The sequence below is a fragment of the Martinezella multihospitum genome (genome assembly GCF_900094585.1).
In the GTDB taxonomy this organism is placed as follows: domain Bacteria; phylum Pseudomonadota; class Alphaproteobacteria; order Rhizobiales; family Rhizobiaceae; genus Rhizobium; species Rhizobium multihospitium.
Map to the genome: position 1 here is coordinate 509714 of NZ_FMAG01000004.1, position 26362 is coordinate 536075.

General features: G+C 60.8%; 23 protein-coding genes. 20 read left to right on the forward strand and 3 right to left on the reverse strand.

Going from position 1 to position 26362, the window contains the following annotated elements:
- The first annotated feature begins 10 nt into the window (after positions 1-10).
- From GA0061103_RS18490 to GA0061103_RS35665, 8 genes are all read left to right on the forward strand, one after another.
- Positions 11-1333 carry a M20 family metallopeptidase gene (locus GA0061103_RS18490; protein ID WP_092713629.1) on the forward strand — a complete coding sequence of 441 codons (1323 nt, stop codon included), beginning with the start codon at positions 11-13 and terminating at the stop codon, positions 1331-1333.
- A 12-nt stretch (positions 1334-1345) separates the two neighbouring features.
- Positions 1346-2896, forward strand: coding sequence for an ABC transporter substrate-binding protein (locus tag GA0061103_RS18495; RefSeq protein WP_092713631.1), 1551 nt, complete (start codon positions 1346-1348; stop codon positions 2894-2896).
- 118 nt (positions 2897-3014) lie between these two features.
- Positions 3015-3962 carry an ABC transporter permease gene (locus GA0061103_RS18500; RefSeq protein ID WP_092713633.1) on the forward strand — a complete coding sequence of 316 codons (948 nt, stop codon included), beginning with the start codon at positions 3015-3017 and terminating at the stop codon, positions 3960-3962.
- Entirely contained in the window at positions 3955-4785 is an 831-nt protein-coding gene (locus tag GA0061103_RS18505) for an ABC transporter permease (protein ID WP_092713635.1), read from the forward strand. Before GA0061103_RS18500 ends, GA0061103_RS18505 begins: the two co-directional genes overlap by 8 nt.
- Before the next feature lies 1 nt (position 4786).
- A complete protein-coding gene (locus tag GA0061103_RS18510; protein ID WP_092713637.1) occupies positions 4787-6439 on the forward strand; it encodes a dipeptide ABC transporter ATP-binding protein in 1653 nt (550 codons plus the stop codon).
- A 12-nt stretch (positions 6440-6451) separates the two neighbouring features.
- Positions 6452-7672 carry a M20 family metallopeptidase gene (locus GA0061103_RS18515; protein ID WP_092713639.1) on the forward strand — a complete coding sequence of 407 codons (1221 nt, stop codon included), beginning with the start codon at positions 6452-6454 and terminating at the stop codon, positions 7670-7672.
- 6 nt (positions 7673-7678) lie between these two features.
- Positions 7679-8803, forward strand: coding sequence for a M24 family metallopeptidase (locus tag GA0061103_RS18520; RefSeq protein WP_092713641.1), 1125 nt, complete (start codon positions 7679-7681; stop codon positions 8801-8803).
- A gap of 431 nt (positions 8804-9234) precedes the next feature.
- Positions 9235-9543, forward strand: coding sequence for a DUF3592 domain-containing protein (locus GA0061103_RS35665; RefSeq protein ID WP_425349515.1), 309 nt, complete (start codon positions 9235-9237; stop codon positions 9541-9543).
- Here the strand turns inward: GA0061103_RS35665 and GA0061103_RS18530 are convergent.
- Positions 9540-10397: a GNAT family N-acetyltransferase gene (locus tag GA0061103_RS18530; protein ID WP_092713645.1), complete on the reverse strand. Its 858-nt coding sequence runs from the start codon at positions 10395-10397 to the stop codon at positions 9540-9542. The genes GA0061103_RS35665 and GA0061103_RS18530 overlap by 4 nt on opposite strands.
- Before the next feature lie 257 nt (positions 10398-10654).
- On the opposite strand from GA0061103_RS18530, the gene argE reads away from it, so the two are divergent.
- The 6 genes from argE (at position 10655) to GA0061103_RS18560 (ending at position 17228) form a co-directional block, all read left to right on the forward strand.
- Positions 10655-11782, forward strand: coding sequence for an acetylornithine deacetylase (gene argE, locus GA0061103_RS18535; protein ID WP_092713647.1), 1128 nt, complete (start codon positions 10655-10657; stop codon positions 11780-11782).
- A gap of 13 nt (positions 11783-11795) precedes the next feature.
- Positions 11796-12719: a 2-hydroxyacid dehydrogenase gene (locus GA0061103_RS18540; protein WP_092713649.1), complete on the forward strand. Its 924-nt coding sequence runs from the start codon at positions 11796-11798 to the stop codon at positions 12717-12719.
- Positions 12720-12743: 24 nt separating this feature from the next.
- Positions 12744-13097, forward strand: a complete 354-nt coding sequence (locus tag GA0061103_RS18545) for a cupin domain-containing protein (RefSeq protein WP_092713650.1) — start codon at positions 12744-12746, stop codon at positions 13095-13097.
- Positions 13098-13236: 139 nt separating this feature from the next.
- Entirely contained in the window at positions 13237-14700 is a 1464-nt protein-coding gene (locus tag GA0061103_RS18550; RefSeq protein WP_092713652.1) for an aldehyde dehydrogenase family protein, read from the forward strand.
- Between the two features lie 12 nt (positions 14701-14712).
- On the forward strand, positions 14713-15756 hold the full coding sequence (locus GA0061103_RS18555) for a tartrate dehydrogenase (protein WP_092713654.1): 1044 nt from the start codon (positions 14713-14715) through the stop codon (positions 15754-15756).
- Positions 15757-15770: 14 nt separating this feature from the next.
- Complete coding sequence (locus GA0061103_RS18560; protein ID WP_092713656.1) at positions 15771-17228, forward strand: NAD-dependent succinate-semialdehyde dehydrogenase; 1458 nt, start codon at positions 15771-15773, stop codon at positions 17226-17228.
- Between the two features lie 98 nt (positions 17229-17326).
- Here the strand turns inward: GA0061103_RS18560 and GA0061103_RS18565 are convergent, their stop codons facing one another.
- Positions 17327-18601 (reverse strand): NAD(P)/FAD-dependent oxidoreductase, encoded by a 1275-nt coding sequence (locus tag GA0061103_RS18565; RefSeq protein WP_092713658.1) that lies wholly within the window; start codon positions 18599-18601, stop codon positions 17327-17329.
- A gap of 15 nt (positions 18602-18616) precedes the next feature.
- Positions 18617-19285 (reverse strand): haloacid dehalogenase type II, encoded by a 669-nt coding sequence (locus GA0061103_RS18570; RefSeq protein WP_092713660.1) that lies wholly within the window; start codon positions 19283-19285, stop codon positions 18617-18619.
- 320 nt (positions 19286-19605) lie between these two features.
- Here GA0061103_RS18570 and GA0061103_RS18575 point away from each other — a divergent pair, with 320 nt between their 5' ends.
- The 6 genes from GA0061103_RS18575 (at position 19606) to GA0061103_RS18600 (ending at position 26361) form a co-directional block, all read left to right on the forward strand.
- Complete coding sequence (locus GA0061103_RS18575; protein ID WP_092713662.1) at positions 19606-20442, forward strand: GNAT family N-acetyltransferase; 837 nt, start codon at positions 19606-19608, stop codon at positions 20440-20442.
- Positions 20443-20455: 13 nt separating this feature from the next.
- On the forward strand, positions 20456-21829 hold the full coding sequence (locus GA0061103_RS18580; protein WP_092713664.1) for an aspartate aminotransferase family protein: 1374 nt from the start codon (positions 20456-20458) through the stop codon (positions 21827-21829).
- Between the two features lie 236 nt (positions 21830-22065).
- Positions 22066-22788: an HAD-IA family hydrolase gene (locus tag GA0061103_RS18585; RefSeq protein WP_167376610.1), complete on the forward strand. Its 723-nt coding sequence runs from the start codon at positions 22066-22068 to the stop codon at positions 22786-22788.
- 65 nt (positions 22789-22853) lie between these two features.
- On the forward strand, positions 22854-24464 hold the full coding sequence (locus GA0061103_RS18590) for an ABC transporter substrate-binding protein (protein WP_092713666.1): 1611 nt from the start codon (positions 22854-22856) through the stop codon (positions 24462-24464).
- Between the two features lie 98 nt (positions 24465-24562).
- Complete coding sequence (locus tag GA0061103_RS18595) at positions 24563-25513, forward strand: ABC transporter permease (RefSeq protein WP_092713668.1); 951 nt, start codon at positions 24563-24565, stop codon at positions 25511-25513.
- A complete protein-coding gene (locus GA0061103_RS18600) occupies positions 25510-26361 on the forward strand; it encodes an ABC transporter permease (RefSeq protein ID WP_092713670.1) in 852 nt (283 codons plus the stop codon). The genes GA0061103_RS18595 and GA0061103_RS18600 overlap by 4 nt, the downstream gene beginning before the upstream one ends.
- Position 26362: the final 1 nt, after the last annotated feature.

Here is a 26362-nt window from a genome sequence, read left to right on the forward strand (position 1 = left end):
GAATTAGAGCATGCGCGATCAAATCTTGTCATCTTTCGAGGAGCCATTTGCAAGCGCCTTGAAAATCATTGAAGAGAACGTCGAAAGCGCTGTCGGCGATCTCGCGCGAATGGTCGCGATCGATACCTCTTTTCCGCCCGGAGACGGCTATCCGGCTTTTGCGGAGCTGATGTCGAGCCTGCTGGAACCCATGGGCTTTCATTGCCGGCAGGTCATCCTGCCGGAAGAGCTGTGGCGGGTCGGCAATGGCCCGGCCCAAGGGGCGCGAGTCAATCTCATTGCCGAGCGATCCGGCAACAAGCCGGTTTGCGGGCTGTACTACCATGTCGATACGGTGCCGGCCGCCCCTGCCTGGCAACACGATCCGCTCTGTCTGCGCCGCGAAAGCGAACGCCTCTTCGGGCTAGGAGCTGCGGACATGAAAGGCACCATCGCGGCGACGCTGCTTGCGCTGCGTGCCGGCGATGCTTGTGGGGTCGAACTCGCCTACGATCCGATGCTGCTCCTTTGCACCGATGAGGAAGGTGGCCTCTATCCGGGAATCCGATATCTCGCCGAGCAGGGCATGCTCAGGGGACATATCGTCAATTTCAACGGTTCGGCGGCACCACGCATCTGGGCGGGCTGCTTCGGCGTCTTCAATCTTCAGATCACCGTTCGCGGTCACGCGGTTCACGCGGGCGAAGGCAACCGCACCGGCTCGGGCATCAATGCGATCGACGGCGCCCTTCCTCTTCTCAATGCCCTGTACGCCCTGAAGCCGCAAGTGGCCGCCTTCGCATCCGCCTTGCCGGCGCCGCCGCATGCGAGCGGACCGTTGCGGCCGCAGCTTTCCATCGCCGCCGTCAATGGCGGTACGTCGGGAGGACAGGTTCCCGCGGAGCTGAAAATCCTTGTCAGTCGCCGCTATGCACCCGAGGAGAGTTACGAAACGGCAAGGGCTGAGATCGAAGAGCTTGTCCGCACCGTCATGGCGAAATCGCCGGAGTTGCAAGTCGGGATCGACCTCGTCGGCCATCTCATCCCGACCTCGGATCCGGACGGCCCGCATTGGCCACGCTGGCAGAAGGCGCTCAGCCTCGGCTTCGGCTATCAGGATTCCGATTTCAGCAAATGGGGTGCCGCCAGCTGTTCGGACTTCGGCTACGTGCAGCAAACGGGCGTCATGCAGGAAGTCCTGCTCGGCGGTCTTGGACGTCCGGAGAGTTGCATCCATAGCCCCGACGAACATACGACGACCACGGATATCGTCGCGCTGGCGCAGAGCATCCTTGCCTATCTCGCCCGCGACTTTGAGACCGGCCTCATTCCAGAACACGCACCATCAAAATAAGGGAACATTGCAATGCTGAAGCTGAATCGACGTCATTTCCTGGCGAGCACCGCCGCCATTCTGGCAGCGCCTGCCATCGGCTTTGCCCAAGCCGCCGCTCCCGCCAAGGGCGGCACGTTGCGCATTTCCGTCGATCAGGCCGCAAGCGTGATCCATCCGCTGCTGACGCGCGTCAACCCGGAATATATGGTCACCGAGCTGCTCTACAGCAACCTGACCCGGCTGAATGTCGATATGTCGGTTGAGCCGGATCTTGCCGAAAGCTGGAGCGCCAACGATGCGCTGACGGAATGGACCTTCAAGCTTCGCAGCGGCGTCAAGTTCCATGATGGATCGCCGTTGACCGCCAATGATGTCGTCAAGACCTTCAAGGCGATCCTTGATCCGAAGAACGCGTCGCCAGCACTCAACAATGTCGGGCCGATCGCTGATGTGATCGCAGCCGATCCGCTGACCGCCGTCTTCAAGCTTTCGACCCCTTACGCCGACTTTCCCGTGGCGACAGCCTATACGGTCGCGCGTATCATCCCGGCTTCCATCGCGACTGGCGACTTCAAGAAACTGTCGACGACAGCCGTCGGCACCGGCCCGTTCAAACTTGTCTCCTACGAACCCGACCGTCTGATCGTCGTCGAACGCAATCCCGATTATTACGACCCTAAGCGCCCCTATCTCGATCGTGTCGAAATCCAGGTCTTTCCGGATACCTCGGCGCAGACCTCGGCCCTGCTTGCCGGCGATATCGACATTATTTCGACCGTGCAGCCGACCGAATATCTGCGGATGAAGGATGCCCAAGGCGTCAATCCGCTGCGCGTGCCCTCCGGCCAGTTCTGCAACATCAATTTCGGCTGTGACACCAAGCCCTTCAACGATGCCCGCGTCCGCCGCGCGCTGGCGCTCACCGTCGACCGGCAGGCGATGGTCGACTTCGTCACCGAGGGATTCGGCACGCCGGGCAACGATACTGCCCTTAATTCCTCCTATCGCTTCTACGCCGACCTGCCGTTGCGCCAGGCCAATATCGAGGAAGCCAAGAAGCTGCTTGCCGAGGCAGGTTATCCGAACGGCTTCGAGGCGACGCTGATTGCATCGGACAAGCCGAGCCAGCGCACCCAGCTCGCCGTCGCCTTGCGCGAAATGGCAAAGGAAGCCGGCATCAACATCAACGTCCAGACGATGCCGCATGCGACCTATCTCGAGCAAGTGTGGAAGAAAGGCAGCTTCTATGTCGGCTTCTACAACATGCAGCCGACGGCAGACGCAATCTTCAAGCTGCTCTACACATCCGATGCCGCCTGGAATGAAACGCGCTGGAACAATGCCGCCTTCGACAAGGTCGTCAACGAGGCGCGCGGCATCACCGACGAAGCCAAGCGCAAGGAGCTTTATGCCGAGGCGCAGAAGCTGATGAATGAAGAGGTTCCTTCCATCATTCCGGTCTTCTTCGATGTTCTCGCCGCCAAGCGGGATTGGATCGCCGGCTTCGAAGTCCATCCCCGCGCTTCCGTCTTCCGTCTCGATTACGTCTCCTTGACCGACAAGGCGCCGAAGCGGAGCTGATGGCACCTACGAGCTGAATGAGCGTCGCGAGGCCAACGACCTTCGCGACGCATCCCATAGCAAGAAGATCGGCGCGTATGTTGACGCGACCGGTCGCTCCAACGCCAGGGAACGGCCCTTGTCACCGAACTATCTCCTGAAGCGGCTTTTGATGATCGTCTATACGCTCTTCATCGTGTCGCTCGTCGTCTTCGCGATCACCCAGGTCCTGCCGGCGGATGCCGCCGTCATGATGCTTGGGGAGAACGCCACCGATCAGGCGCTAGAGGCGCTGCGCCAGCAGATGGGGCTCAACGACCCCGTCTGGCTGCAATATCTGCACTGGCTGGGTGGCATCCTGCATGGCGATTTCGGCCAGTCGCTGCGCACGGGCCAGCCTGTCGGCCCAGCCATGTTCCAGGCGCTCGGCCGTTCGCTTCTGCTTGCCGTGCTCTCCATCGCCCTGATGCTCGTGCTCGCCATACCGCTCGGTGTGCTTGCTGCGATCCGCCGCGGCAAGGTGGCAGATATGGTCGTCAGCCTCATCTCCTATGCCGGCGTATCGCTGCCGGAATTCGTGACGGCAACGCTCGCCGTACTCTTCGTCGCCGATTGGGCGAAGCTTTTGCCGCCGACGGGCTATGTGCCGCTGACCGAGAATTTTCTCGACGGCCTCGCTCATCTGGCGTTGCCGGTCTGCGTGGTGTCGATCATCCTCATTGCGCATGTCTCCCGCATGGTGCGTTCCGAACTCGTCGACGTGCTGCATACCGATTACATTCGTGCGGCACGGCTCAAGGGCCTTTCCACGTCGAGGGTGCTGTTCGGACACGCGCTGCGCAATGCCCTGCTGCCGACCATTACGGTCGTCGCGCTCGATGTCGGCTATCTCCTCGGCGGCATCATCGTCGTCGAGGAAATCTTCGCCCTCCCCGGCATCGGCAGGCAATTGATCGTCGCCATCCAGACGCGCGACCTTCCGGCGATCCAGGCCGGCGTGCTGTTGATGGCGGCAACCTATTCCATCGTCAATTTCGCCGCCGACATTCTCTACGCATGGCTCGACAAGAGGATCCAGTATGATTGAGCTTCTCAAACGGCTGCTGCGCACGCCGCAGGGCGCGGTCGGCCTTGTCCTGGTCCTCCTCGTCTTCATCGTCGTCGTCTTCGGTCCCTTTCTCGCACCGCGCGATCCGGAAGCCATGTCGATCCTTGCCCGCTACAAGGGGCCGAGCGCGAATTTCCTTCTCGGCACTGATCAATATGGCCGCGACATCCTGAGCCGCCTGTTGATCGGCGCGCGCTCGACCGTGACGATGGCAGTCTTCGCCACACTTGCAGGCACCTTTGCCGGAGCCTTCATCGGCACGGTATCCGCCTTCCTGGGTGGTCGCGCCGATGAATTCATCATGCGCACCATCGACGCGATCATGGCGATCCCGAACCTCCTGTTCGCGCTGCTGATCGTCAATCTGCTCGGGTCCAGCAGCATCAATGCACTGGTCGCGGTTGCCGCCGCCTTCGCGCCGGGCATGGCGCGCATCACCCGCAGCGTCGCGCTTTCCGTGCGCAAGCAGGACTATGTGAGCGCGGCGATCGCCCGTGGCGAGAGCTCCCGCTACATCATCCTCCGCGAAATGCTGCCGAATGTCGTCGCACCGATCGTGGTGGAAACGACGATCCGCGTTTCCTTCGCCGTCATGCTGTTCGCGACGCTGAGCTTCCTTGGACTGGGCGCCCAGCCGCCCGCCACCGAATGGGGGCTGATGGTCTCCGAAGCGAGACAATACATGCACATCAGCGCCGGCATCCTGATCTGGCCGAGCCTCGCGATCGCCATCGTCGCCATCGGCTTCAATCTTCTCGGCGATGGCCTGCGCGATGCGCTGAACCCGCGCACCGGAGGCTGAGATGACAGAAACAACAAACAATATCATTCTTCAGGTCCGCAATTATTCGCTCGACTATCTGACGGCGAATGGCGCGTTCCACGCGCTGAAGAATATCGATCTCGAAGTGGGTGCCGGCGAGATTCTCGGCCTCGTCGGCGAGTCCGGCTCCGGCAAGACCTCGATGGCCTGGTCGATCATGCGCTACCTGCCGGCAAACGCTCGCGAGATCGGCGGCGAAATCCGGCTTCGCGGCGAAGATCTGACGGCGAAATCGCCGGCCGAAGTCAATCGCATGCGGGGTAAGCGGATCAGCATGGTGTTCCAGGACCCCGGCACCTCGCTCAACCCGACGCTTTCGCTCGGTACGCAGCTCACGGAAACGCTGAGGCGCCATCGCGGCCTGACAGCAAGGCAAGCCTGGAGCGAAGGCGAAGCCATGCTGGATCGTGTTGGCCTCAAGAGCCCATCAGAAATGATGAAGCGGATGCCGCATGAGGCATCGGGCGGCGAGAAGCAGCGCGTGGTTATCGCCACCGCCTTCGCCTGCAATCCGGAATGCATCATCTTCGACGAGCCTACGACGGCGCTCGACGTCATCACCTCGCGTCAGATCCTTGACCTCTTCCTGGATCTGCAGGCCGAAACCGGCGTCGCCTCGCTCTATATCTCGCATGACCTCGCCTTGCTGTCGCGCACTGCAAAGCGGGTTGCCGTCATCCGCCGGGGCGAAATCGTCGAGCAGGGAGCGGTCGATGCGATCTTCAATGCGCCGCAGCACGATTATACGCGCCAACTGATTGCCGCCGTGCCCCGGCCGAGCGACCGCCTGACGCAGACGCGCCCGTCCTATCAAGACCAGCCGTTGATGCAGGTCGAGAATGTCAGCGTGCACTACGGCCGCAAGCCGTTCCTGTCGGCGCTGACCGGCCGGTCCTTCGAGCGCTTCGCGGGCAATCGTGCCGTCAGCCTCAGCGTGCAGCCGGGAGAGATCCTCGGCATCGTCGGGGAATCGGGCTCCGGCAAATCGACGCTTGCCAAGGCAATGACCGGGCTCAATCCCTTTGAGGGCCGGATGACCTTCGCCGGGCGGACGATTTCAGGCCTTGCCGACATGGACAAAACCTATCGCAAGAATGTCCAGATGATCTTCCAGCATCCGGACGCCTCGCTCAATCCGCGCCAGAAAATTCGCGAAATCCTGGCACGGCCGCTGAAGCTCTATGGCGAAGGTGAGAATGGGGCCATCGCCCAACGGATCGGCGACATGCTCGAGCAGGTGCGCCTGCCGCGTACCCATGCCGATCGCTATCCACATCAGCTCTCCGGCGGCGAAAAGCAGCGCGTCGCCATCGCCCGCGCCTTCGCATCCAGACCGAAGCTGGTGATCTGCGATGAGATCACCTCGGCGCTCGACGTCTCGGTGCAGGCCTCCATCATCGAGCTGCTGCTGGAACTGCATCGCGAGCATTCCACCGCCTTTCTCTTCATCACCCACGACCTCAACCTCATTCGTCAGATCGCCCACCGCATTGCGGTGATGTATCGCGGCGATCTCCTCGAGATCGTACCGGCGGAAGACATCACCAGCCCCGAGCGGGCCGACTATACGCGCCGGCTGCTTGCCGCAGTCCCGACGCCTGCCGGCGCCGCACCTACAGAACGAGACTTCTAAGGAGCATCACAAATGGACCCGAAATCGCTCATCGGAACAATCGATGAGAAGAGCTGCCTCGACTTCCTGTCGATGATGGTTCGCCAGAAGAGCCATTCCCAGACCGAAGGCGAACGCGAGCTTGCGCGCATCATGGCAAGCCAGATGGAGGCGATCGGACTTCAGTCCGAACTGCAACCCTTCGATAATGGCGAGCGTTTCAATGCGATCGGACGCCTGAAGGGAACCGGCGGCGGCAAGAGCCTGCTCTTCAACGGCCATCTCGACACAAACCCGGTTACCGAGGGCTGGACCGTCGACCCCTGGGGCGGCCTCGTCGACGACAAATTCATCTACGGTATCGGCGTCTCCAACATGAAAGCGGGGGATGCCGCCTACTTCTGCGCGGTCAAAACCTTGCTCGACGCCGGCGTCAAATTGAAGGGCGACGTGATCCTGACCTATGTCGTCGGCGAGCTTCAGGGCGGTGTCGGCACGCTCGCCGCCATCCGCAACGGCGTCAAGGCCGACTATTTCATCAACAGCGAGCCGAGCGATCTTGCAGCCGTGACGATGCATGCCGCAGCGCTGAGCTTCGTGATCGAGCTGACCGGCGACACGCGGCACCTGTCCAAACGCGAACAATCGGTCGACGCCATCGCCGCGGCCTGCGATCTCATCCCGCGCATCAACGCCATGACCTTCAGCGGCGCGAGAAGCGAAGTGCACCGCTCGATCAATCGCGGGCATGTCGGCGTCGTCCATGGTGCGCTCGGGCGTGAGCTGGAGGAATGGCGCCCGCCGCAGGTCGCCGATTTCGTCCGCATCCGAGGTTCGGCCCGCTATGCGCCCGGCCAGACGCAGGAAGGCGTCCTTGCCGATCTCGCGGCAGAATTGGTCGAGCTCGAAAAGCGCTTTCCCGGGCTGAAGGCCAAGCTGGTGCCGGAGATGATCGAAGGCCGTCCCCTGATGCCTCCTTTCGAAGTCTCGCCGACCTCACGCATCGTAACCTCGATCAATGCCGCCTATGAAACCGTCCGCGGCGAGACGCAGCCGACTGGCGCCATTACGCCCACGCGTTTTTACGGAACGGATGCCGGCCACCTTTACCATGAACTTGGTATGGAAGGCATCGTCTGCGGCCCAGGCGGCCGGTACAACACCATGCCGGACGAGCGCGTCGATATCGTCGACTATCTCGACATGATCCGCGTCTACATGCTCACCATTCTCGATATTTGCGAGGTTGCCTGAAGTCCGATGTTTCCTCGTGACGAATATGATTGGCGTATCGCCAAGGCACATGCCGCCATGGATGCCGCCGCTGTCGATCTGCTCCTGATCGACAGCGGCGAGCTCCTTGCGTGGCTTACCGGCTATACCGTTTCGGAAACCATGTATCGTGCCGCCTTTCTTCCGCGACACGGTGCGCCTTGGTTCGTTCTGCGCGAGCTCGACGAAGTGCCGTGCAGGGAAAAGACCTGGATTTCCGATATCATCGGATTTGCCGATACGATCAATCCGCACGAGGCCATCGCCGACAGCATCGGCGCTCGCGGTTTCGCCAACGCCCGTATCGGCGCAGACTTCGCCTCCTACAGTTTCAGCGCCGATACGGCGGCCAGGCTTCGGGCACATCTGCCCCAAGCGCAATTCGTCGCCCTTCCTGGTATCAGCGACAGCCTGCGATGGATCAAATCGGCCCGCGAGATTGCCGTTCTGACGCAGGCCGCCGGCATCGCAGATAAGGCCATGTTGGCAATAGCGCAGAGTACGCGGGCTGGTTCTTCGACCCGTACGGCTGCCGCAACCGCGGCAGCTACCTTCCTACTCGAAGGTGCCGACAGCGGCGAGACCGGTCCGATCGTCAAGGCCAGCGGCGATCACCAATTCCTGCACGGCTCTTTCAAGAGCGAATTGCTTGCTGCAGGCGATATTCTGCATGTGGAGCTTATTCCACGCGTAGGCGGTTATGGTGCCCGTCTCATGCGGCCGATCGTCATCGGCAGTGCGTCGGCAAGGCTTCAGGATATCGCCTCGCGCATCGTCGCATTGCAGGACCGGCAAATCGAAGCCATGAAGCCGGGCATTGTTGCTTGCGAGGTGGATGCCATCGTCCGCCAGGGTCTCATGTCGTCAGGACTGAGACAGCGTTACGATAACGTAACGGCCTATACGCTTGGTCTCTATACCCGCACGCCGCGCACCAGCGATTTCTCCCGGGTTTTCCTGCCGGATGCGAATTGGCCGCTGGAAGAAGGCATGGTTTTCCATGTCTATACGGCAGCCGCCAGACTTGGATTCAGCGAGACGGTGGTTGTTACGCCGGAGGGCGGAAGACGGCTGACGATGACGCCACGCCACCTCTTCGGCGCAGAGAAGTAAGAGCGTAGCGGCTTGGGGCCAACCGTGCAGATTACATCCCGCCAGCAGCGATCGTAATTTTCGGAAGCCCAGACCTTGCAGACCGCAGTTTACGTTTCATCTTATAGAAGCCCCAACGTTGGCAATAGGCATCGCCGGCAGAGCAAAGGTTCAGGTGAGATGAACGGATGTGACTGTTCATCCTTTTCTGAAGATCGAGTGAGGCCCCATTGATAAGGTCGAGTCGACACGCGCCGAAAGCCGGAACCAAGCGGTTTCAGAAATTCGCCTTCATTACCGCCTTCGCCATATTGACGGCGGTATCAGCCCTTCTCGACTGTCGCTTCGTTTGGCGTGCCGTTAGGGCAGGCGTCAATCGAGAGAAAACGATCGGCGTTGTTGTCGCGCTCGACCGCCGCGTGGAAATAGCAACGATGCAGAAAGCCTCGGTTATGAATCGGGGCTCTGACATCGTTACGAGCTACGCACCGATCGTCGTCTTTCACGGGGACGATGGGATGTCCTATCAGGTAAAGGGAGGGGTCTACTCGAGCTACAATCAGGCCAGGATTGGCGATCAGATCCCCGTCTATTATCGGCGTGACGATCCGCATGACGCGATCATCGCATCCTTCCAGGAAATATGGTTGCCGGTGATCGTCGGAAGCGGCATGGCTGCTGCTTTTGCGCTTGCCCTGTTCGGAACGATCTGGCTGACACGCGAAAGGCCTGCGCAGGGTGAGGCTGCGCCGAGGCCTTAACCGAGCGCCTGACTGGCAAGAGCATACCTAGCCACCATACCGGTGACAGCCCTGTTTCTATTGGAGGGATGATTGCCAAGCGACATGGTCAGAACGGTATCGTGGACGATCATGCCACTCTGGGAGACGTAAGATGCAAAGTCGCCGGTCTCCATATGGGTATCGAGACGGAGAAATTGGCCGGCATGGTTGCGCACATGCGGTGCGACCACGGCAATAGCGTCGGCGTCATTGGACGCAACGACCGGGCCGACGACATGGCTGCGTCCGAAGGGTCGGCACAACGCGAAAGCCTGCAGATCCGCGCCACGGAACAGACCATACCCGATCGATTGCTCATTGAGACGCCTGACCAGCTCCGAGCGGTCGACACCGAAGGCAATGGCATCAAGCCGAAGGATCGCAGCAAGATCGCCAGGGCCAAGCTGCCGCACCGTGCCTTCCGAAGTCAACGGTGCAAAATCCTTTGCGATCCGTGCCTCCCCCTGACATTGGTAGACCGTCTTTTCCGGCTTGAAATCCAGCGAAAGATACAGGCGGCGCGCCGCCTGGGTCGCACTGAGGCTAAGGCGGCGTCCCGCGACCTTGTCCAGGATCCGGCTCATCAGCCATTGGCCGGTGCCATTGGTCTGCAGCCGCGGCGAAGTAATCACCATCCCAACGGTGGCAAACTCGTCTCCGTGCGGAAACCACATGGCGGATCCCATGACGCGACCGATCTCGTCGAGTGCGACGATGCCGCTACCGGTCTGCCGCAGAAATTCCCAGTCTTCGGCTCGATGCGGCCACCGGACCGAGATCGACAACGCATGCAACTGATCGAGTTCCACGTCCTTGATGTCGCCGATATGCATGGAGAAAGCATCGACCCGTAAACTGTCTGATACCTTCACTGGACCACCTCAAAACTTGCTACCCATAGCCATACGCCAAAACAGAGGCGCTCCCCGCCGACAAGGATAGGCGACACCTGCCGATACAATTAGCTCGAATTGCCTGTGTCCGCGCAACAATCCACTGAAACATTTCGACATTCGGCATGCAATTATGAAAGCGGACGCCAATGCTATTGGGGAAATATCGGCAAATTGCTGCAGCCGCTGAGGAGCATATGGATACGGTTGAAATCCTCGCCCATCTTGTCGCCTTTCCGAGCGTCGTCGGCACGCCGAATGACGGCATCGTCGGCTGGATCCGGACATATCTGCAAGGTCTGGGAATCCACGTCGCCGTGATTCCAGGGCCTGAGGGCGACAGGTCCAACATCTTTGCCACGATCGGCCCCGGGGATATCGCAGGTTATATTCTGTCCGGACATATGGATGTCGTTCCCGCCGGAGAGCCGAGCTGGACCTCGGAACCTTTTTTGCTCAGGAAGGAGGCAGACCGGCTCTATGGGCGTGGTACGTCCGATATGAAAGGGTTTCTTGCCGCAGCACTTGCTGCAGCGCCGGAACTTGCCAGGGCAAATCTTGCCCGCCCTATTCATCTCGCATTCTCCTATGACGAAGAAGCGGGATGCCGGGGCGTGCCGCATCTACTGGCGCGGATGAAGGAACTTTGCGCACCTCCGCAAGGTGCTGTCATCGGCGAGCCGAGCCGCATGCAGGCCGTGCGCGCCCATAAGGGCAAGGCGGCAGCACGCGTCACCATCGGTGGACGGGCGGGCCACTCGTCTCGTCCGGACCTGGCGCTCAATGCCATTCATGCCATGTCGGAGGTGCTCAGCTCGGTTGTCGATGAAGCTCAGAGACTGACGCTTGGTCCGTTCGACCCCGCATTCGAGCCTCCTTACTCGACGCTTCAGGCTGGTATCATGTCCGGTGGACTGGCGTTGAACATCGTTCCCGACAATTGCCGGCTCGACCTCGAGGCACGTGCTATTGCCGGCGTGACCCCTGAGGAACTGCTTGCCCCGATCAGGCATAGCGCGGAGATTCTCACCGGACAGGGTTTTTCCGTGGATTGGACCCCGCTCAGTGCCTATCCCGCACTGTCGCTTGCGAAGGATGCGCCGCTTGCAGTCCTGTTGGAAGAAATCACCGGCAGGCCGTCGCTTGCCGCGGTCAGCTACGGGACCGAGGCCGGCCTATATCAGGCAGCCGGGATCGATGCGATCATCTGTGGGCCTGGCGACATCGAACGTGCCCACAAGCCCGACGAATACATTCTGGAGGACGAACTCGAGGAGTGCCGCCAAATGATATTGGCCCTGGCTGCGCGATGCGCACGGTCTTGAGGGAGCAATCGCCATGACATTTCTCTTCAATTCGGATGCCAAGCGCGGAGCGATCTTCGCGCGCGCCTTCGCCGAGGAACTGCCGGATCTGGCATTTTCCACGGATGCGGCGAGCGTCGATCCTGATGAGGTTCGCTTCCTCATCACTTGGACGGTGCCAGACGACCTCGCTCGCTATCGCAATTTGGAAATCCTGTTTTCGATCGGTGCCGGCGTCGACCAGTTCAAGACGGATCTCGTGCCCGAGCATGTGAAGATCGTCCGCATGGTCGAGGATGGCATCGTCAGGATGATGCAGGAATATGTGACGCTTGCCGTGCTCGCGCTGCATCGCGACCTCCTCTCCTATCTTACGCAGCAGCGCGTCGGGGAATGGCGCGGCCTGCCTCAGCGTCAGGCACATGAAAGACGGATCGGAGTTCTGGGATTGGGGGTTCTCGGAACAGCCGTGCTCGAGCGGTTGAAGCCCTTCGGCTTTCCGCTCGCCGGCTGGAGCAGATCGCCCCGGACGATCGAGGGTGTCGAGTGCCATCATGGTGAAACCGGCCTCAGAACCATGGTGGCGGCGACAGATATTCTCATTTGCCTGCTGCCTCTGACGCCGGAGACCACGGGGTTTCTGAACGACACGCTTCTTGGCGGCCTTCCGGCGGGGGCGATGCTCGTGCACGCCGGTCGCGGCCCGCAGCTCGATGCACATGCGCTGATCGAAGCGCTCGATAGCGGCCATCTGGCAGCGGCGGTAATCGATGTGACCGACCCTGAGCCCCTGCCCTCGGATCACCCCTTGTGGAGACATCCGAGAATCATGCTTACCCCGCATATCGCCAGCGTGACACAGCCCGATACCGCCGCACGCGCGGTGATCGACAACATCCGTCGTTATCGCGCAGGCCTGGATCCCATCGGGCTCGTCGATCGTCAGCGCGGATATTGAACCCATAGCAATGAAAGGCTCGACATGACCCTCCTCAAGACCGTTATAACCAATCCTGAGACGGCTCCGCGCGAATCCAAGGCCTTGCCGGAAAGGCTGATTGCCGGCGATCCATCGTTCAAGACCTGGGCACAGGATGAGGCAAAGGACGGTGCGGTGCGCACTGGCATCTGGGAGGCAACGCCCGGCGAGACCCGGTCGATCAAGGGCGAGACCTTCGAATTTTGCCATATACTGTCCGGTGTCGTTGAAATCACCCCTGATGGCGGAGAGCCGGCGGTCTACAGGGCTGGCGACAGCTTTGTGATGAAGCCGGGTTTCGTCGGTCGCTGGAAGACGATCGAGACCGTCCGCAAGATCTACGTGACCGTGGGATGAAGGCGGCTGGCTGCCGCAACAGAAATCACTGTTCGCCCTCGCTAAAACGCAAGATTCGTCGGCATGCCCGCCGGCATACGAAGCAAGCTGCTCGCAAGCCGGCGCTAGGCTTTGGCAAATGCCTCAGAAAGAGCTTCCCATGAGCTTGAGTTTCGATCCTGACACATTGCCATTGCCGATCGGCCATTTCATCGGCGGGGAACTCATTGAAGTTCCCGGCGAGATCGACATGAAAAGGCCCTCCGACGGCAAGCCCTATGCAGGCTGCCCGATCGCCAGTCCTGCCACGGTGGACAGGGCCGTCGAAACGGCCAAGGCGGCATTGAAGACCAGCAACTGGGGCGGCCTGCGGCCGCGCGAACGTGTCCGCGTAATGCATGCCTGGGCAGACCTGATCGAAGCGGAGGCGGAGACGCTCGCTCGAATGGAGGCTCTATCCTCCACCCGGTTGATCAGTCAGTTGGCGGCCGGCGACATAGCGGTCACCGCAGAACAGATCCGCTTCTTTGCCGAATTCGCCGACAAGGAAGGCGGCGATGTCGTCCCGACCGATGACAAGACTTTCGGCATGATCCTCAGCGAACCCTATGGCGTCGTCGGCGCGATCACGCCCTGGAACTTTCCGGTCTCCATGGCCGGCTGGAAACTAGGCCCCGCGCTTGCGGCCGGGAATGCCGTTGTTCTCAAACCCTCGGAGATGACACCGTTTTCTACGGTCTATCTGGCCGAGCTCGCCGTGAGAGCGGGATTGCCGGCCGGTCTCTTCAACGTGGTTCTCGGCGACGGGCTTTCCACCGGTACGGCGCTCACAGGCCATCTCGACATCGCCAAGGTCAGCTTCACCGGCTCGACGCGCGCCGGCTCGGCGATCATGGAGAATATCGCCCGTACCGGCATCAAGCCCGTGACCTTAGAGCTTGGCGGCAAGAGCCCGCAGATCGTCTTCCAAGATGCCGATCTCTCGAAAGCGGCCGATGCAATCGTCGGCAGCGTTCTCTTCAATGCCGGCCAGGCTTGCGTCGCCGCGACACGCGTGATCGTGGAGGCAAGCGTTGCCGGCCAATTTACGGAAGCCCTCATCGCGCGGATGGCGGATATCGGGCCTGGCCCCACCTGGGATGAGGCGACGCGCTATTCGCCGATCATTTCCGAGCGCCAGCGCGACCGGATCGACGCGATCGTCGCCGCCGCGATCAAAGAAGGCGGCCGCTGTATTGCCGGCGGCAAGCCCATGGACCGGTCAGGCTATTTTTACGAGCCGACGCTTTTGACCGATCTCGATCCGTCGTCTCCGGCCATTCTTGAGGAAATCTTCGGGCCGGTCCTGACGCTGCAGACCTTCGAGGACGAGGAGGAAGCGATGGCGCTTGCCGATCACCCGACCTATGGGCTTGCTGCGGGCCTGTTTACATCGGACCTGTCGCGCACCATCCGCCTCAGCCGGCAGATCCAGGCAGGTACAGTCTGGATCAATCGCTATAGCCGCTCGCGGGATCATATCTTGCCGACCGGCGGCTACAAGCGCTCCGGCATCGGCAAGGACCTGGGGCGCGAGGCCTATCTTGCCAATCGCAAAACGAAGAGCGTGCTCATCAGCCTTTGAGGGAGCCATACCATGAAGACCTACTCCATCGCTCTGATCCCAGGTGACGGCATCGGCACGGATGTGACGGACGCCGCCTGGTCGGTGCTGCAAGTTGCCGCCAAGGCTGGCGGCTTCGCACTGAATGGCACCGAATTTCCGTGGTCCTGCAAATTCTACAAGCAGACGGGACGGATGATGCCCGAAGACGGGATCGAGACGCTGAGGTCGTTCGATGCGATCCTGCTCGGGGCTGTCGGCTGGCCGGCCGAGGTGCCGGATTCGGTCTCGCTACACGGCCTGTTGCTGCCGATCCGCAAGGCCTTCGTGCAATATGCCAATATCCGGCCGCACCGGCTGCTGCCTGGAGTGCAGGGACCGCTGCGGGCGGAGACGTTCGACATTCTCTGCATCCGCGAAAATACAGAGGGTGAGTATTCGGGCGCCGGCGGCGGCGTCCATCAGGGCACGGCTGATGAAGTCGCGGTGGAGACCTCGATCTTTACCCGCACGGGTGTCGAACGCATCCTGCGCTTTGGCTTCGAGCAGGCGCGTGCGCGGCGCGGCAAGCTCGCTTCCGTCACCAAGTCCAATGCCCAGAAATATTCCATGGTGTTCTGGGACGAAATCACGGCCAGGCTTTCGGCCGAGTATCCCGATGTCGAAGTTACGAGCTATCACATCGATGCCATGGCCGCCCGCATGGTGATGGCGCCGGAAAGCCTCGATGTCGTCGTCGCCTCGAATCTGTTTGGCGACATCCTGACCGATCTTGGCGCCGCCATTCAGGGTGGGCTAGGATTTGCGGCCTCAGCCAATATCAATCCGCAGCGCAACGCGCCTTCGATGTTCGAGCCGGTTCACGGTTCGGCCCCGGATATTGCCGGGCGCGGTATCGCCAATCCGATTGCCGCTATCTGGTCGGGAGCAATGATGCTCGATCATCTGGGCGAGAAGGATGCGGCCACCCGCATCATCGCGGGCATGGAGGCCGCAACCGCGCGTGGCATCGGCACACTTCCGGGCAAGGATCGAACGGAAACCATCACCGCCGGCATCATCGCCGCGCTCTCCTGATTGCAGAGGACTTCATGTTGGATTTGAAAGACAAGCAGCTTTTCCGCGACAAGGGATTGATCGACGGGCTCTGGGTCGCAGCGACGTCCGGCGCAACCGTGGATGTTCACGACCCGTCCAAACAGGCTGCAATCGGCACCGTGCCCGATATGGGCGGCGTGGAGACACGCAATGCAATCGCGGCGGCTGAGTGCGCACAACGCCGCTGGAAGCGCAAGACCAACGCAGAGCGTGCCGCACTTCTCGAAGCCTGGCACGACCTTATGCTTGAAAACGTCGACGATCTCGCCCTCATTCTGACGACGGAACAGGGCAAGCCGCTCGATGAAGCCCGTGGCGAAATCCGCTACGGCGCCTCTTTCGTCAAGTGGTTCGCCGAGGAAGCCCGCCGCATCAACGGTCACACGATACCCTCCCCCACGCCGGATCGTCGCATCATCGTGCTCAAGGAGCCGGTCGGCGTCTGCGGTATCATCACGCCCTGGAATTTTCCGAACGCCATGATCACCCGCAAGGTCGCGCCGGCTCTTGCCGCCGGCTGCACCGTCGTCATCAAGCCCTCGGAATTCACCCCCTATTCCGCTCTTGCGCTCGGGGTGCTGGCCGAACGCGCCGGCATCCCGGCCGGCGTCATCAACATCGTCACCGGCATGCCGACGGAGATCGGCAATGAGATGATGCGCAATGAAACCGTGCGCAAGATCTCCTTCACCGGCTCGACCCGGGTCGGAGCGCTCCTGATGCGCGGCGCTGCCGACAGCATCAAACGCCTCAGCCTCGAACTCGGCGGCAACGCGCCCTTCATCGTCTTTGATGACGCCGATCTCGATCTGGCCGTCGAAGGCGCCCTCGCTTCCAAGTTCCGCAATGGCGGCCAGACCTGCGTCTGCGCCAACCGGCTCCTCGTGCAAGCAGGCGTCTATGACGCCTTCGCGGCGAAGCTGAAGGCAAAGGTCGATGCCATGAAGGTCGGCCCGGGCACGGAAGCCGGCGTATCGGTCGGCCCGATGATCAATCGGGCGGCAATCGAGAAAATCGACCGGCATGTCCGCGACGCGCTAGCGAAGGGTGCCAAGATCATCACGGCCGCTCGGCAGCTACCCGATGGCGAGCAATATACGTCGCCAATCGTTCTGACCGGGGCGACGACGGAGATGGAGCTTGCCGGCGAAGAGACCTTCGGGCCGGTGGCGCCGCTCTTCCGCTTCGAGACCGAAGACGAGGCGATCGCGATCGCCAACGGTACGCCCTTTGGCCTGGCTTCCTACTTCTATACCGATAATCTCAAGCGTGCCTGGCGCGTCGGCGAGGCTCTGGAATTCGGCATGGTGGGGCTCAATACCGGCTCCGTCTCCATGGAAGTCGCGCCCTTCGGCGGCGTCAAGCAATCCGGCATCGGCCGCGAGGGCGCACAGGCCGGTATCGAGGAATATCTCGAGATGAAGAGCTTTCACATGGGCGGGCTGAGCTAAAGCATTTCGAGGAAAATCGGAAATGCTCTAATCGGGTGCCAAAACAGCAGCGGGCCGATCTATTCGTGATCGGCCCGCTTTAAAGCTGGTAGCTGTGGTTACTGGAACCTGTCCAGCGTCTTATAGTAGAGGCCCACCAGCGGCAGGAACCACGGCTTGCCGAAATGGCCGGGTACAGCCGGCCAGTCGACATCCTTCATGGGATTGCGATCCTCGCGGCCGAGCATGGCGTCAGCCATGATCATGCCGAGATGCGTCGACAGTTGTGCGCCATGGCCGGAATAGCCCATCGCATACCAGCTTCCATCATGATAGCCGGCGCGCGGATAGCGATCCTTGGTCATGTCGACGAGACCGCCCCAGCAGTAATCGACATCGATGCCTGCGAGCTGAGGGAAGATTTCGGCGAGACCCGCCTTCAGGATTGCGCCGCTCTTGGCGTCGGAACGATGGTCGGAGGTAGCGGAAAATCGTGCCCGGCCGCCGAACAGCAACCGGTTATCGGGAGACAGGCGGAAATAATTGCCGATATTCATCGAGGTGACGCAGGTGCGGTTTCCCGGCATGACCGACGCGATCTCATCCGCCGTTAGCGGCCGGGTGGCAATCAGGAAGCTGCCGACCGAGATGATCCGCCGGCGGAAATAACCGAAATTCGGGGTCGTATAGGCGCCGGTCGCCACCAGCACATTGTCGGCCGTGATTTCGCCGCGCGGGGTCACCAACCGATGCTTACCCTTTTCCTGCAGCCTGTTCGTCACCGGCGCAGCCTCGTAAATTGCTGCGCCATGGCGAACCGCTGCATCCGCAAGGCCGACGGCATAACGGCCCATATGCATCATCGCGCTTTTCTTGAAGAGCATGGCTCCATGGAAAGGCGAGCCGACTTCCCGTTTGAGATCGTCCGGCGTAAGCAGCGCCGTATCCGGATCGACTTCGGCATGGACCTCTTCGAAATTGCGGGCAATCGGTCCGAAATGCTGTGGCTTCGATGCCAGCTTCAGCTTTCCGGCCCGGCGAAAATTGCAGTCGATTCCTTCTTCGGTGACAAGCGCCTCGATCGTGTCGATGGAAGCGTCGAGCGCCTTGTAGAGAGCGATCGCCCTCTCCTTGCCGAGCTCCGCTTTGGCGGCCGGATAACTGTGGGCGAGACCGTTGTTCAGATGACCGCCATTGCGGCCCGAGGCGCCCCAGCCGACACGCTCGGCTTCGAGAACGACGACCCTCGCACCGGCCTTGGCCAGTTGCCGGGCCGCAGACAATCCAGTGAAACCGGCTCCTATGACACAGGCGTCGTATCGCCCCTCGACTGGGCCTTGTCGGCCTCCGGCAAAGGCCGGCGCCGTATCGTGCCAATAGGAGACGAATTTCATGAGGCTGCCTTTCCCTTAAAGTCCGACGACGCCGGGCAGGCCGGATATGTCTGCGATCTCGACATAGCCATAATAGGGATTTGCCGGCTCATGGCCACGGTTGACCCAGACCTTGTTCTTGATGCCGAGATCATGTGCCGACATGAGGTCATAACGGAAAGAGGACGAGCAATGCAGAATATCCTCCGGCCCGCAGCCCAGCATGTCGAACATATATTCGAACGCCTTGAAGCGCGGCTTATAGGCATTGGCCTGCTCCGCTGTATAGACGGCATGGAAAGGCGCGCCGAGTTTCTCGACATTCGACATGATCTGGCTGTTCATCGCGTTGGAAAGGATGACCAGAGGGATCTCCTTGGCAACCTTCGCCAGTCCGGCCGGCACATCCGGATGCGGCCCCCAACCGGGTACGCGTTCATAGATCGTCTTGGCGTCTTCCGCGCGAAACCTGACGCCATTCGCGCGGCAGGTCCGCTCGACTGCGTTGTGAACGACTTCGGCATAAGGCTTCCAATCGCCGAGAACCTCGTCCAGCCGATAGGCGGCGAAGTTCTTTGTAAACTGCTGCATCTTCGCTGCATCGAGCTCGGAGCCATAGATGTCGCGCGCCGCCTCGGCCATCTCGAAATTGATGAGCGTGCCATAGCAATCGAAGGTGATGTATTTCGGCCGGAAAGGCGCCATGTCCGTTCGTCCTCTATCTAAAGGGCATCTGCGTTCTTTACTGAGACGATCATAGGCTGAAGTCTCGCGACGGACATGATCGAATTGGCGTCTCCGCAAAGCATATTGTTTCGTATGCGCGGCGTCCTTTGGCAGAGTGTTGCAGCGGATTTACGTCGCGGCGTTGTTTTTGGACCATTGCGGAGCGACCGAAAAGGCATCCTCAGCATAAGATGCGGCCAAGCGCGTCCGCTACGGCGAAAGATATCACGACGAACCGCGCCTTCAGATAATCTGCCGTGCGGCGATCGCCGAGACTTGGGGCAAGGAAAGGATGCCCCATGCGAACCGACAGCATAAATCTGGTCAGCTTCACACCGGAGCATATAGACGGCGCGCTCGCGCTCTCCCGTCAGGCCAAATGGCCTCATCGTGCCGAGGACTGGCGTCTGGCCTTGCGTTTGAGCCGAGGCGTAGCAGCCGTGGACGAGGGTCGTGTCGCGGGCACCATCCTGATGACCCCCTACAGGGATGATTGTGCGACGATCAATATGGTGATCGTCGACGAGAAACTGCGGGGCCACGGGCTTGGCCGCAAGCTCATGGATGCGGCAATGGCGCTTGCAGGCGACCGCCCTCTCAGGCTCATTGCGACCACGGACGGACTGCCGCTTTATCGCAAGCTCGGCTTTGTTGCCGAGGGCGAGATCTTTCAGCATCAGGGGCATCTTGCCGATCTCGCTCCGGCCGGGGATGTCGAGATCGCGACCGCCGATGATTTTTCCGCGATCAAAGCGCTCGATCACGCGGCCTTCGGTGCGGACCGCCGCACGTTGATCGACGCGCTCACAGACGTCGCGCAGGTGGTCGTCATTCGGCGACGTGGCCGTGTCGAGGCTTTTGGTGCGCTGCGCGCCTTTGGGCGCGGCGATGTGATCGGGCCTGTCGTCGCATCGAATGCCGAGGATGCGAAATCGCTGATAACGGCGCTTGCCCTTCGCAAGCCGAGCGGATTCCTGCGCGTCGATACGAACGAAAGCTCGGGGCTGACCGGCTGGCTGGCGGAAATCGGCCTCAACCATGTGGGTGGCGGTATCGCGATGCGACGTCCGGTCGGCGCTGGAGCCGTCAGCCGGGACGCGAGAATATTTGCATTGGCCAATCAGGCTCTCGGATAATCTGGAGATCATCATGCTCGCCAACTCGCTCATCGAACTCGATCGCGCGCACCTCATCCATCCGGTCTCATCCTATCGCGGCCATGAAAAGCTGGGCGTGCGGGTGTTGCGATCCGCAAAGGGCGCAACCGTCACCGATGCATCGGGCCATCAGCTTGTCGATGGATTTGCCGGACTCTGGTGCGTGAACGCCGGCTACGGGCATGAGAGCATCGTCGAAGCAGCAGCCCGCCAGATGCGTGAACTGCCCTACGCGACGGGCTATTTCGATATCGGTAGCGAGGCAGCTATTCGTCTTGCCGCCGAACTCGCCGACCGGGCGCCCGGCGACCTCAACCATGTCTTCTTCACGCTCGGCGGATCGGATGCCGTCGACAGCACGGTGCGTTTCGTCCGCTACTATTGGCATGCCAAGGGCAAGCCGGAGCGCGATCAATTCATCTCGATCGAGCAGGGCTACCACGGCTCCTCGACCGTCGGAGCCGGTTTGACGGCGTTGCCGGGATTTCACGCCGGCTTCGGCGTCCCCTTCGATTGGCAGCACAAGATCCCTTCGCCCTATCCGTACCGCAATCCGGTCGGCGAAGAAGCGGACGCGATCATTGCCGCCTCGATCGCGGACCTCAAATCAAAGATCGAAGCGATCGGCGCCGAGCGCGTGGCGGCATTTTATGCCGAACCTATCCAGGGATCGGGCGGCGTCATCGTGCCGCCGAAAGGCTGGCTGAAGGCAATCCGCGATCTCTGCAGCCAATATGACATTCTCTTCATCGCCGATGAGGTCATCACCGGCTTCGGCAGAACCGGTCCGCTGTTTGCCTGCTCGTATGACGAAATCGTTCCTGATTTCATGACGACGGCCAAGGGTCTGACCTCCGGCTACGTGCCTATGGGCGCGGTGTTCATGTCCGATCGTGTCTATGATGTCATCGCCGATGCTGCGGGCAGTGCAGCGGTCGGCCATGGCTACACCTATTCGGCCCATCCCGTCAGCGCCGCTGTCGGGCTCGAAGTGCTGAAGCTCTACGAGGGTGGCCTTCTCGAAAACGGCATCAAAGCCGGTGCGCGCCTGATGGAGGGGCTGGAAAGCCTGCGTGACCATCCGCTGGTCGGCGACGTCCGCGGCCGCGGGATGCTGGCCGCCGTCGAGCTGGTCGTCGACAAGATCAAGAAGACGCCATTGCCAAGTGCTGCCGCGCCGGCGCGCAGGATTTTCGATCGTGCCTGGGACAATGGCCTCGTCATCCGCGCATTCGCCCATGGCGTGCTTGGATACGCTCCGCCGCTTTGCTGCACGGATGGTGATATCGACGCGATCCTGGAGCGCACACAAAAAACCCTCGACCAGACTTTGGAAGATCCGGACGTTCGGGAAGCGATGCGTTGAAGCGGCATATGCCGTTCTTCATTGGTGAAATGTCGGACAGAGCCGGAAATTCGGAATTTTGTGCCGCGGCACGCCATCGATTCGGCGACTCCGCCGTTCAGGAACTGCCAAACTGCCTCCTAGAACGGCTGAAAGCCGGCTTTTCCGAGGCCTTGCCAGGGAGATTTCCGCCCTTTGGGCCAGAATTTTATGCTGCAAGCGGCTTGTCCGCAGCAGATCATGAAGGAGAGCATGACTTGGCCAAAGACTTTCAGGACTTCAAATATCTTACCTTCGATGTCGTCGGCACCCTCATCGACTTCGAAGGCGGCATAAAGGCCTGCCTCGCCGAGATTGCGGCGGAAGCTGGCACCTTCATCGACGGCGAAGAAGCGCTGAGGCTCTATCGCCAGGCGCGCTACAGCGAGGATGCGGATCTCTTTCCGGATGATCTGGTCCGCGTCTATATGGCTATCTCGCCCGCACTCGGCCTGCCGGCGGAAGATCGCTATGCGCGGCGGCTGCGTGATTCCGTCGCCAACTGGAACGCGTTCGACGACAGCACGGCAGCGCTTGCCGAACTTGGGAAAACACATCGCCTCATCGCGATGACGAACGCTCGCCGCTGGGCGCTCGATCACTTTGAAAAGAAGCTGGGTTCGCCGTTCTTCGCGAGCTTTACGGCCGACGATACCGGCACGGAAAAGCCAGATCCCGCCTTCTTCGAACAGGTATTCGAATTCGTCGCCGGCAAAGGGGCGAGCAAGAACGATATCCTGCATGTCGCTCAAAGCCAGTACCACGACATCGGCATTTCGCGAAAGCTTGGGCTGACCAATTGCTGGATCGAGCGCCGTCATGCGCAGGACGGCTATGGCGGCACGATAGAGCCAAAGAGCTTCACTCAACCCGACTACCACTTCACGTCGATGGCGGCCTTCGCCTCGGCGGTCAAGGAGAGGCTGACCGAAAGACAGTGACCCAACCCGGGAGAGCTTGCGATCAAGACGGGCATCCCATCAATCAACAGAAAAAGGGGAATGAGATGACTGACGGAATTACGAACTGGACCACCGCCGACGACGCAATGGTGGAGAACGCCATCCGGCGCGGCGCAACGCGGCGCGATCTTCTGAAACTGATGCTGGCGGGAGGCGTGGCGGTATCGTCAGCGGGCATCATTCTCGGCCGTGCCACGCAGGCCGTCGCAGCCACGCCGGTCTCGGGCGGCGCGTTCAAGGGGGCCGGCTGGTCTTCCTCGACCGCCGACACGCTGGATCCCGCAAAAGCGTCCTTGTCGACGGACTATGTGCGCTGCTGCTCGCTCTACAATCGCCTGACCTTCATCGACAAGGCCGGTGTGACGCAAATGGAGCTTGCCGAGAGCATCGAAAGCAAGGACGCCAAGACCTGGACGATCAAGCTGCGCAAGGGCGTGACCTTCCATGACGGCAAGGAACTGACGGCCGACGACGTCGTCTTCTCGCTGAAGCGCCATCTCGACCCCGGCGTCGGCTCCAAGGTTGCCAAGATTGCCGCCCAGATGACCGGCTTCAAGGCGGTCGACAAATCGACCGTCGAAATTACGCTTGCCGACCCGAATGCCGACTTGCCGACCATTCTGGCGCTGCATCACTTCATGATCGTTGCCAACGGCACGACCGACTTTTCGAAAGGCAATGGTACCGGCGCCTTCGTTCTCGAAACCTTCGATCCGGGCAACCGCTCGGTCGTCGTCAAAAACAAGAACTACTGGAAGTCAGGCCAACCCTATCTCGACTCCTTCGAGTTCTTCGCGATCAGCGATGACAATGCCCGCGTGAATGCCCTGCTCTCGGGCGACATTCATCTTGCTGCCGCCATCAATCCCCGCGCCGTGAAGCTGGTCGATGGCCAGTCCGGCTTTGCCCTGTCGAAAACGACAAGCGGCAACTACACCAACCTCAACATGCGCCTCGACATGACGCCGGGGAACAAGAAGGACTTCGTCGACGGGATGAAGTCCCTGGTCAACCGCGAGCAGATCGTCAAATCGGCGTTGCGCGGCTTTGGCGAAGTGGCCAACGATCAACCGGTTTCTCCGGCGAACATCTACCATAACAATGATTTGAAGCCGAAGGCCTTCGATCCGGACAAGGCAAAGTTCCACTTTCAGAAAGCGGGTGTGCTCGGCCAATCCATTCCGGTGATCGCCTCCGACGCGGCAGGTTCGTCGATCGACATGGCAATGATCATTCAGGCGGCCGGCGCGAACATCGGCATGAAGCTCGATGTCCAGCGCGTTCCGTCCGATGGCTACTGGGACAATTACTGGCTGAAGGCGCCGATCCATTTCGGCAACATCAATCCGCGCCCGACGCCCGACATCCTGTTCTCGCTCCTCTATGCCTCCAACGCGCCATGGAACGAGAGCCAGTACAAGTCGGAGAAATTCGACAAGATGCTGATCGAAGCCCGCGGCTTGCTCGATCAGACCAAGCGCAAGCAGATCTACGACGAAATGCAGGTGATGATCGCCGACGAGGCGGGCACCATCATCCCTGCCTATATCTCGAATGTGGATGCCATTTCGAGCAAGGTACACGGATTGGAAGCCAATCCGCTCGGTGGCATGATGGGCTACGCGATGGCGGAATATCTCTGGCTCCAGGCCTGACCGCTGCTGGACATCTCTCCCGGGGACGGTTGAAGCCGTCACCGGGAGCCGTCCCGCGAACGCCATTCGTTTCGTAGAACGCCGCAGGAGCGATTTGTTTGAGATCCGAGGTTTCCATTCTTGTCCTGAACCGGCTTTTCATTGCGATCATCTCCTTGCTGATCGTGTCGTTCGCCGTCTTTTTCGCAACCAGCATGCTGCCGGGAGATACGGCTTCGATCCTGCTCGGCCAGGCGGCGACGCCCGAGGCGGTTGCGGGCTTGCGCAAGGCCATGCATCTCGACGAGCCGGCAATCCTGCGGTTCATGGGATGGCTTTTGGGTCTGATGAGGGGCGACCTCGGCATCTCCTATGCGAATAACATGCCTGTCGCGCAGCTGATCGGCGGTCGCCTGGTGGCGACGTTGGAGCTCGCTGCCATAACGACGCTCGTCTCGGTGCCGCTGGCACTGCTGCTCGGCATCACCTCCGCCATGCTTCGCGGCTCCTATTATGACCGGCTCGTAACCGTCATCTCGATCGGCGTGATATCGGTGCCCGAATTCATGGTCGCGACGCTCGCTGTTTTGCTGTTTGCCGTCTATCTGCGCTGGCTGCCGGCACTATCGTCGACGAGCGAGGCCCATACGCTCTTCGACCTCATGAAAATCTACGCCATGCCAGTCATCACGCTCACCTTCGTCATCTCCGCGCAAATGATCCGCATGACCCGGGCAGCGCTCATCGAAACGCTGAAGACCCCCTATGTCGAAATGGCCCTGCTCAAGGGCGCCTCGCGCAGCCGCATGGTGTTCAGGCATGCCTTGCCCAATGCTCTCGGGCCGATCGTCAATGCCATCGCGCTTTCGCTCTCCTACCTCGTCGGCGGTGTAATCATCGTTGAAACCATCTTTAACTATCCGGGCATCGCCAAGCTGATGGTGGACGCAGTCGCGACCCGCGATCTGCCGCTCATCCAGAGCTGCGCGATGATCTTCTGCCTTGGTTATCTCCTGTTGATCACCGCCGCCGATATCATTGCGATCCTGTCGAATCCGAGGTTGCGATGACCACGAAAAGCCTGGCTCCCCGCACCCCATCCATCCTTGGCTACAAGGTTAGTCCAGTTGGCGTCCTGACATTTACCATCATCCTCGGCTGGACGATCATCGCCCTCTTCGCGCCCTATATCATCCCCTATTCCGTCGGTGACATCGTCGACACGGACTACTTCGGGCCGATGAGCCCGCAATTGTGGCTTGGCTCCGACTATCTTGGCCGTGACATGCTTTCGCGCGTCCTGATGGGCGCGCGCTACACGGTCGGCATTTCCTTGGCTGCCGTGGCGCTCTGCTGCTTTTGCGGCGTGGCGCTCGGCATGACAGCGGCGGTCATTGGCGGTTGGTTCGACACGATTCTGAGCCGGTTTCTCGACGCCCTGAACTCGATCCCGAGCAAGCTTTTCGGCCTGGTCGTCGTTGCCGCCGTCGGCTCGTCCGTTCCGGTGCTGATCATCACGCTCGCCGTCATCTACACGCCCGGCGCCTATCGCTTTGCTCGCGCGCTCGCCGTCAATATCAACACGATGGATTTCATCACGGTTGCGCGTACCCGCGGCGAGAAGGTCGGCTACATCATCGCCTCCGAAATTCTACCGAACATTATTCGGCCGGTTCTGGCGGACTTCGGCCTGCGCTTCGTCTTTGTCGTACTCCTGCTCTCGGGTCTTTCCTTTCTCGGCCTCGGCCTGCAGCCGCCCTATGCCGATTGGGGAGCCCTGGTCCGCGAGAATATCGGCGGCCTGCCCTTCGCCGCCCCTGCCGTGATCGTGCCTTCCTTCGCCATTGCCAGCCTCACCATCAGCGTCAACCTGCTGATCGACAACCTGCCACGCAGGATCAGGGACAGGAGCGCATGAC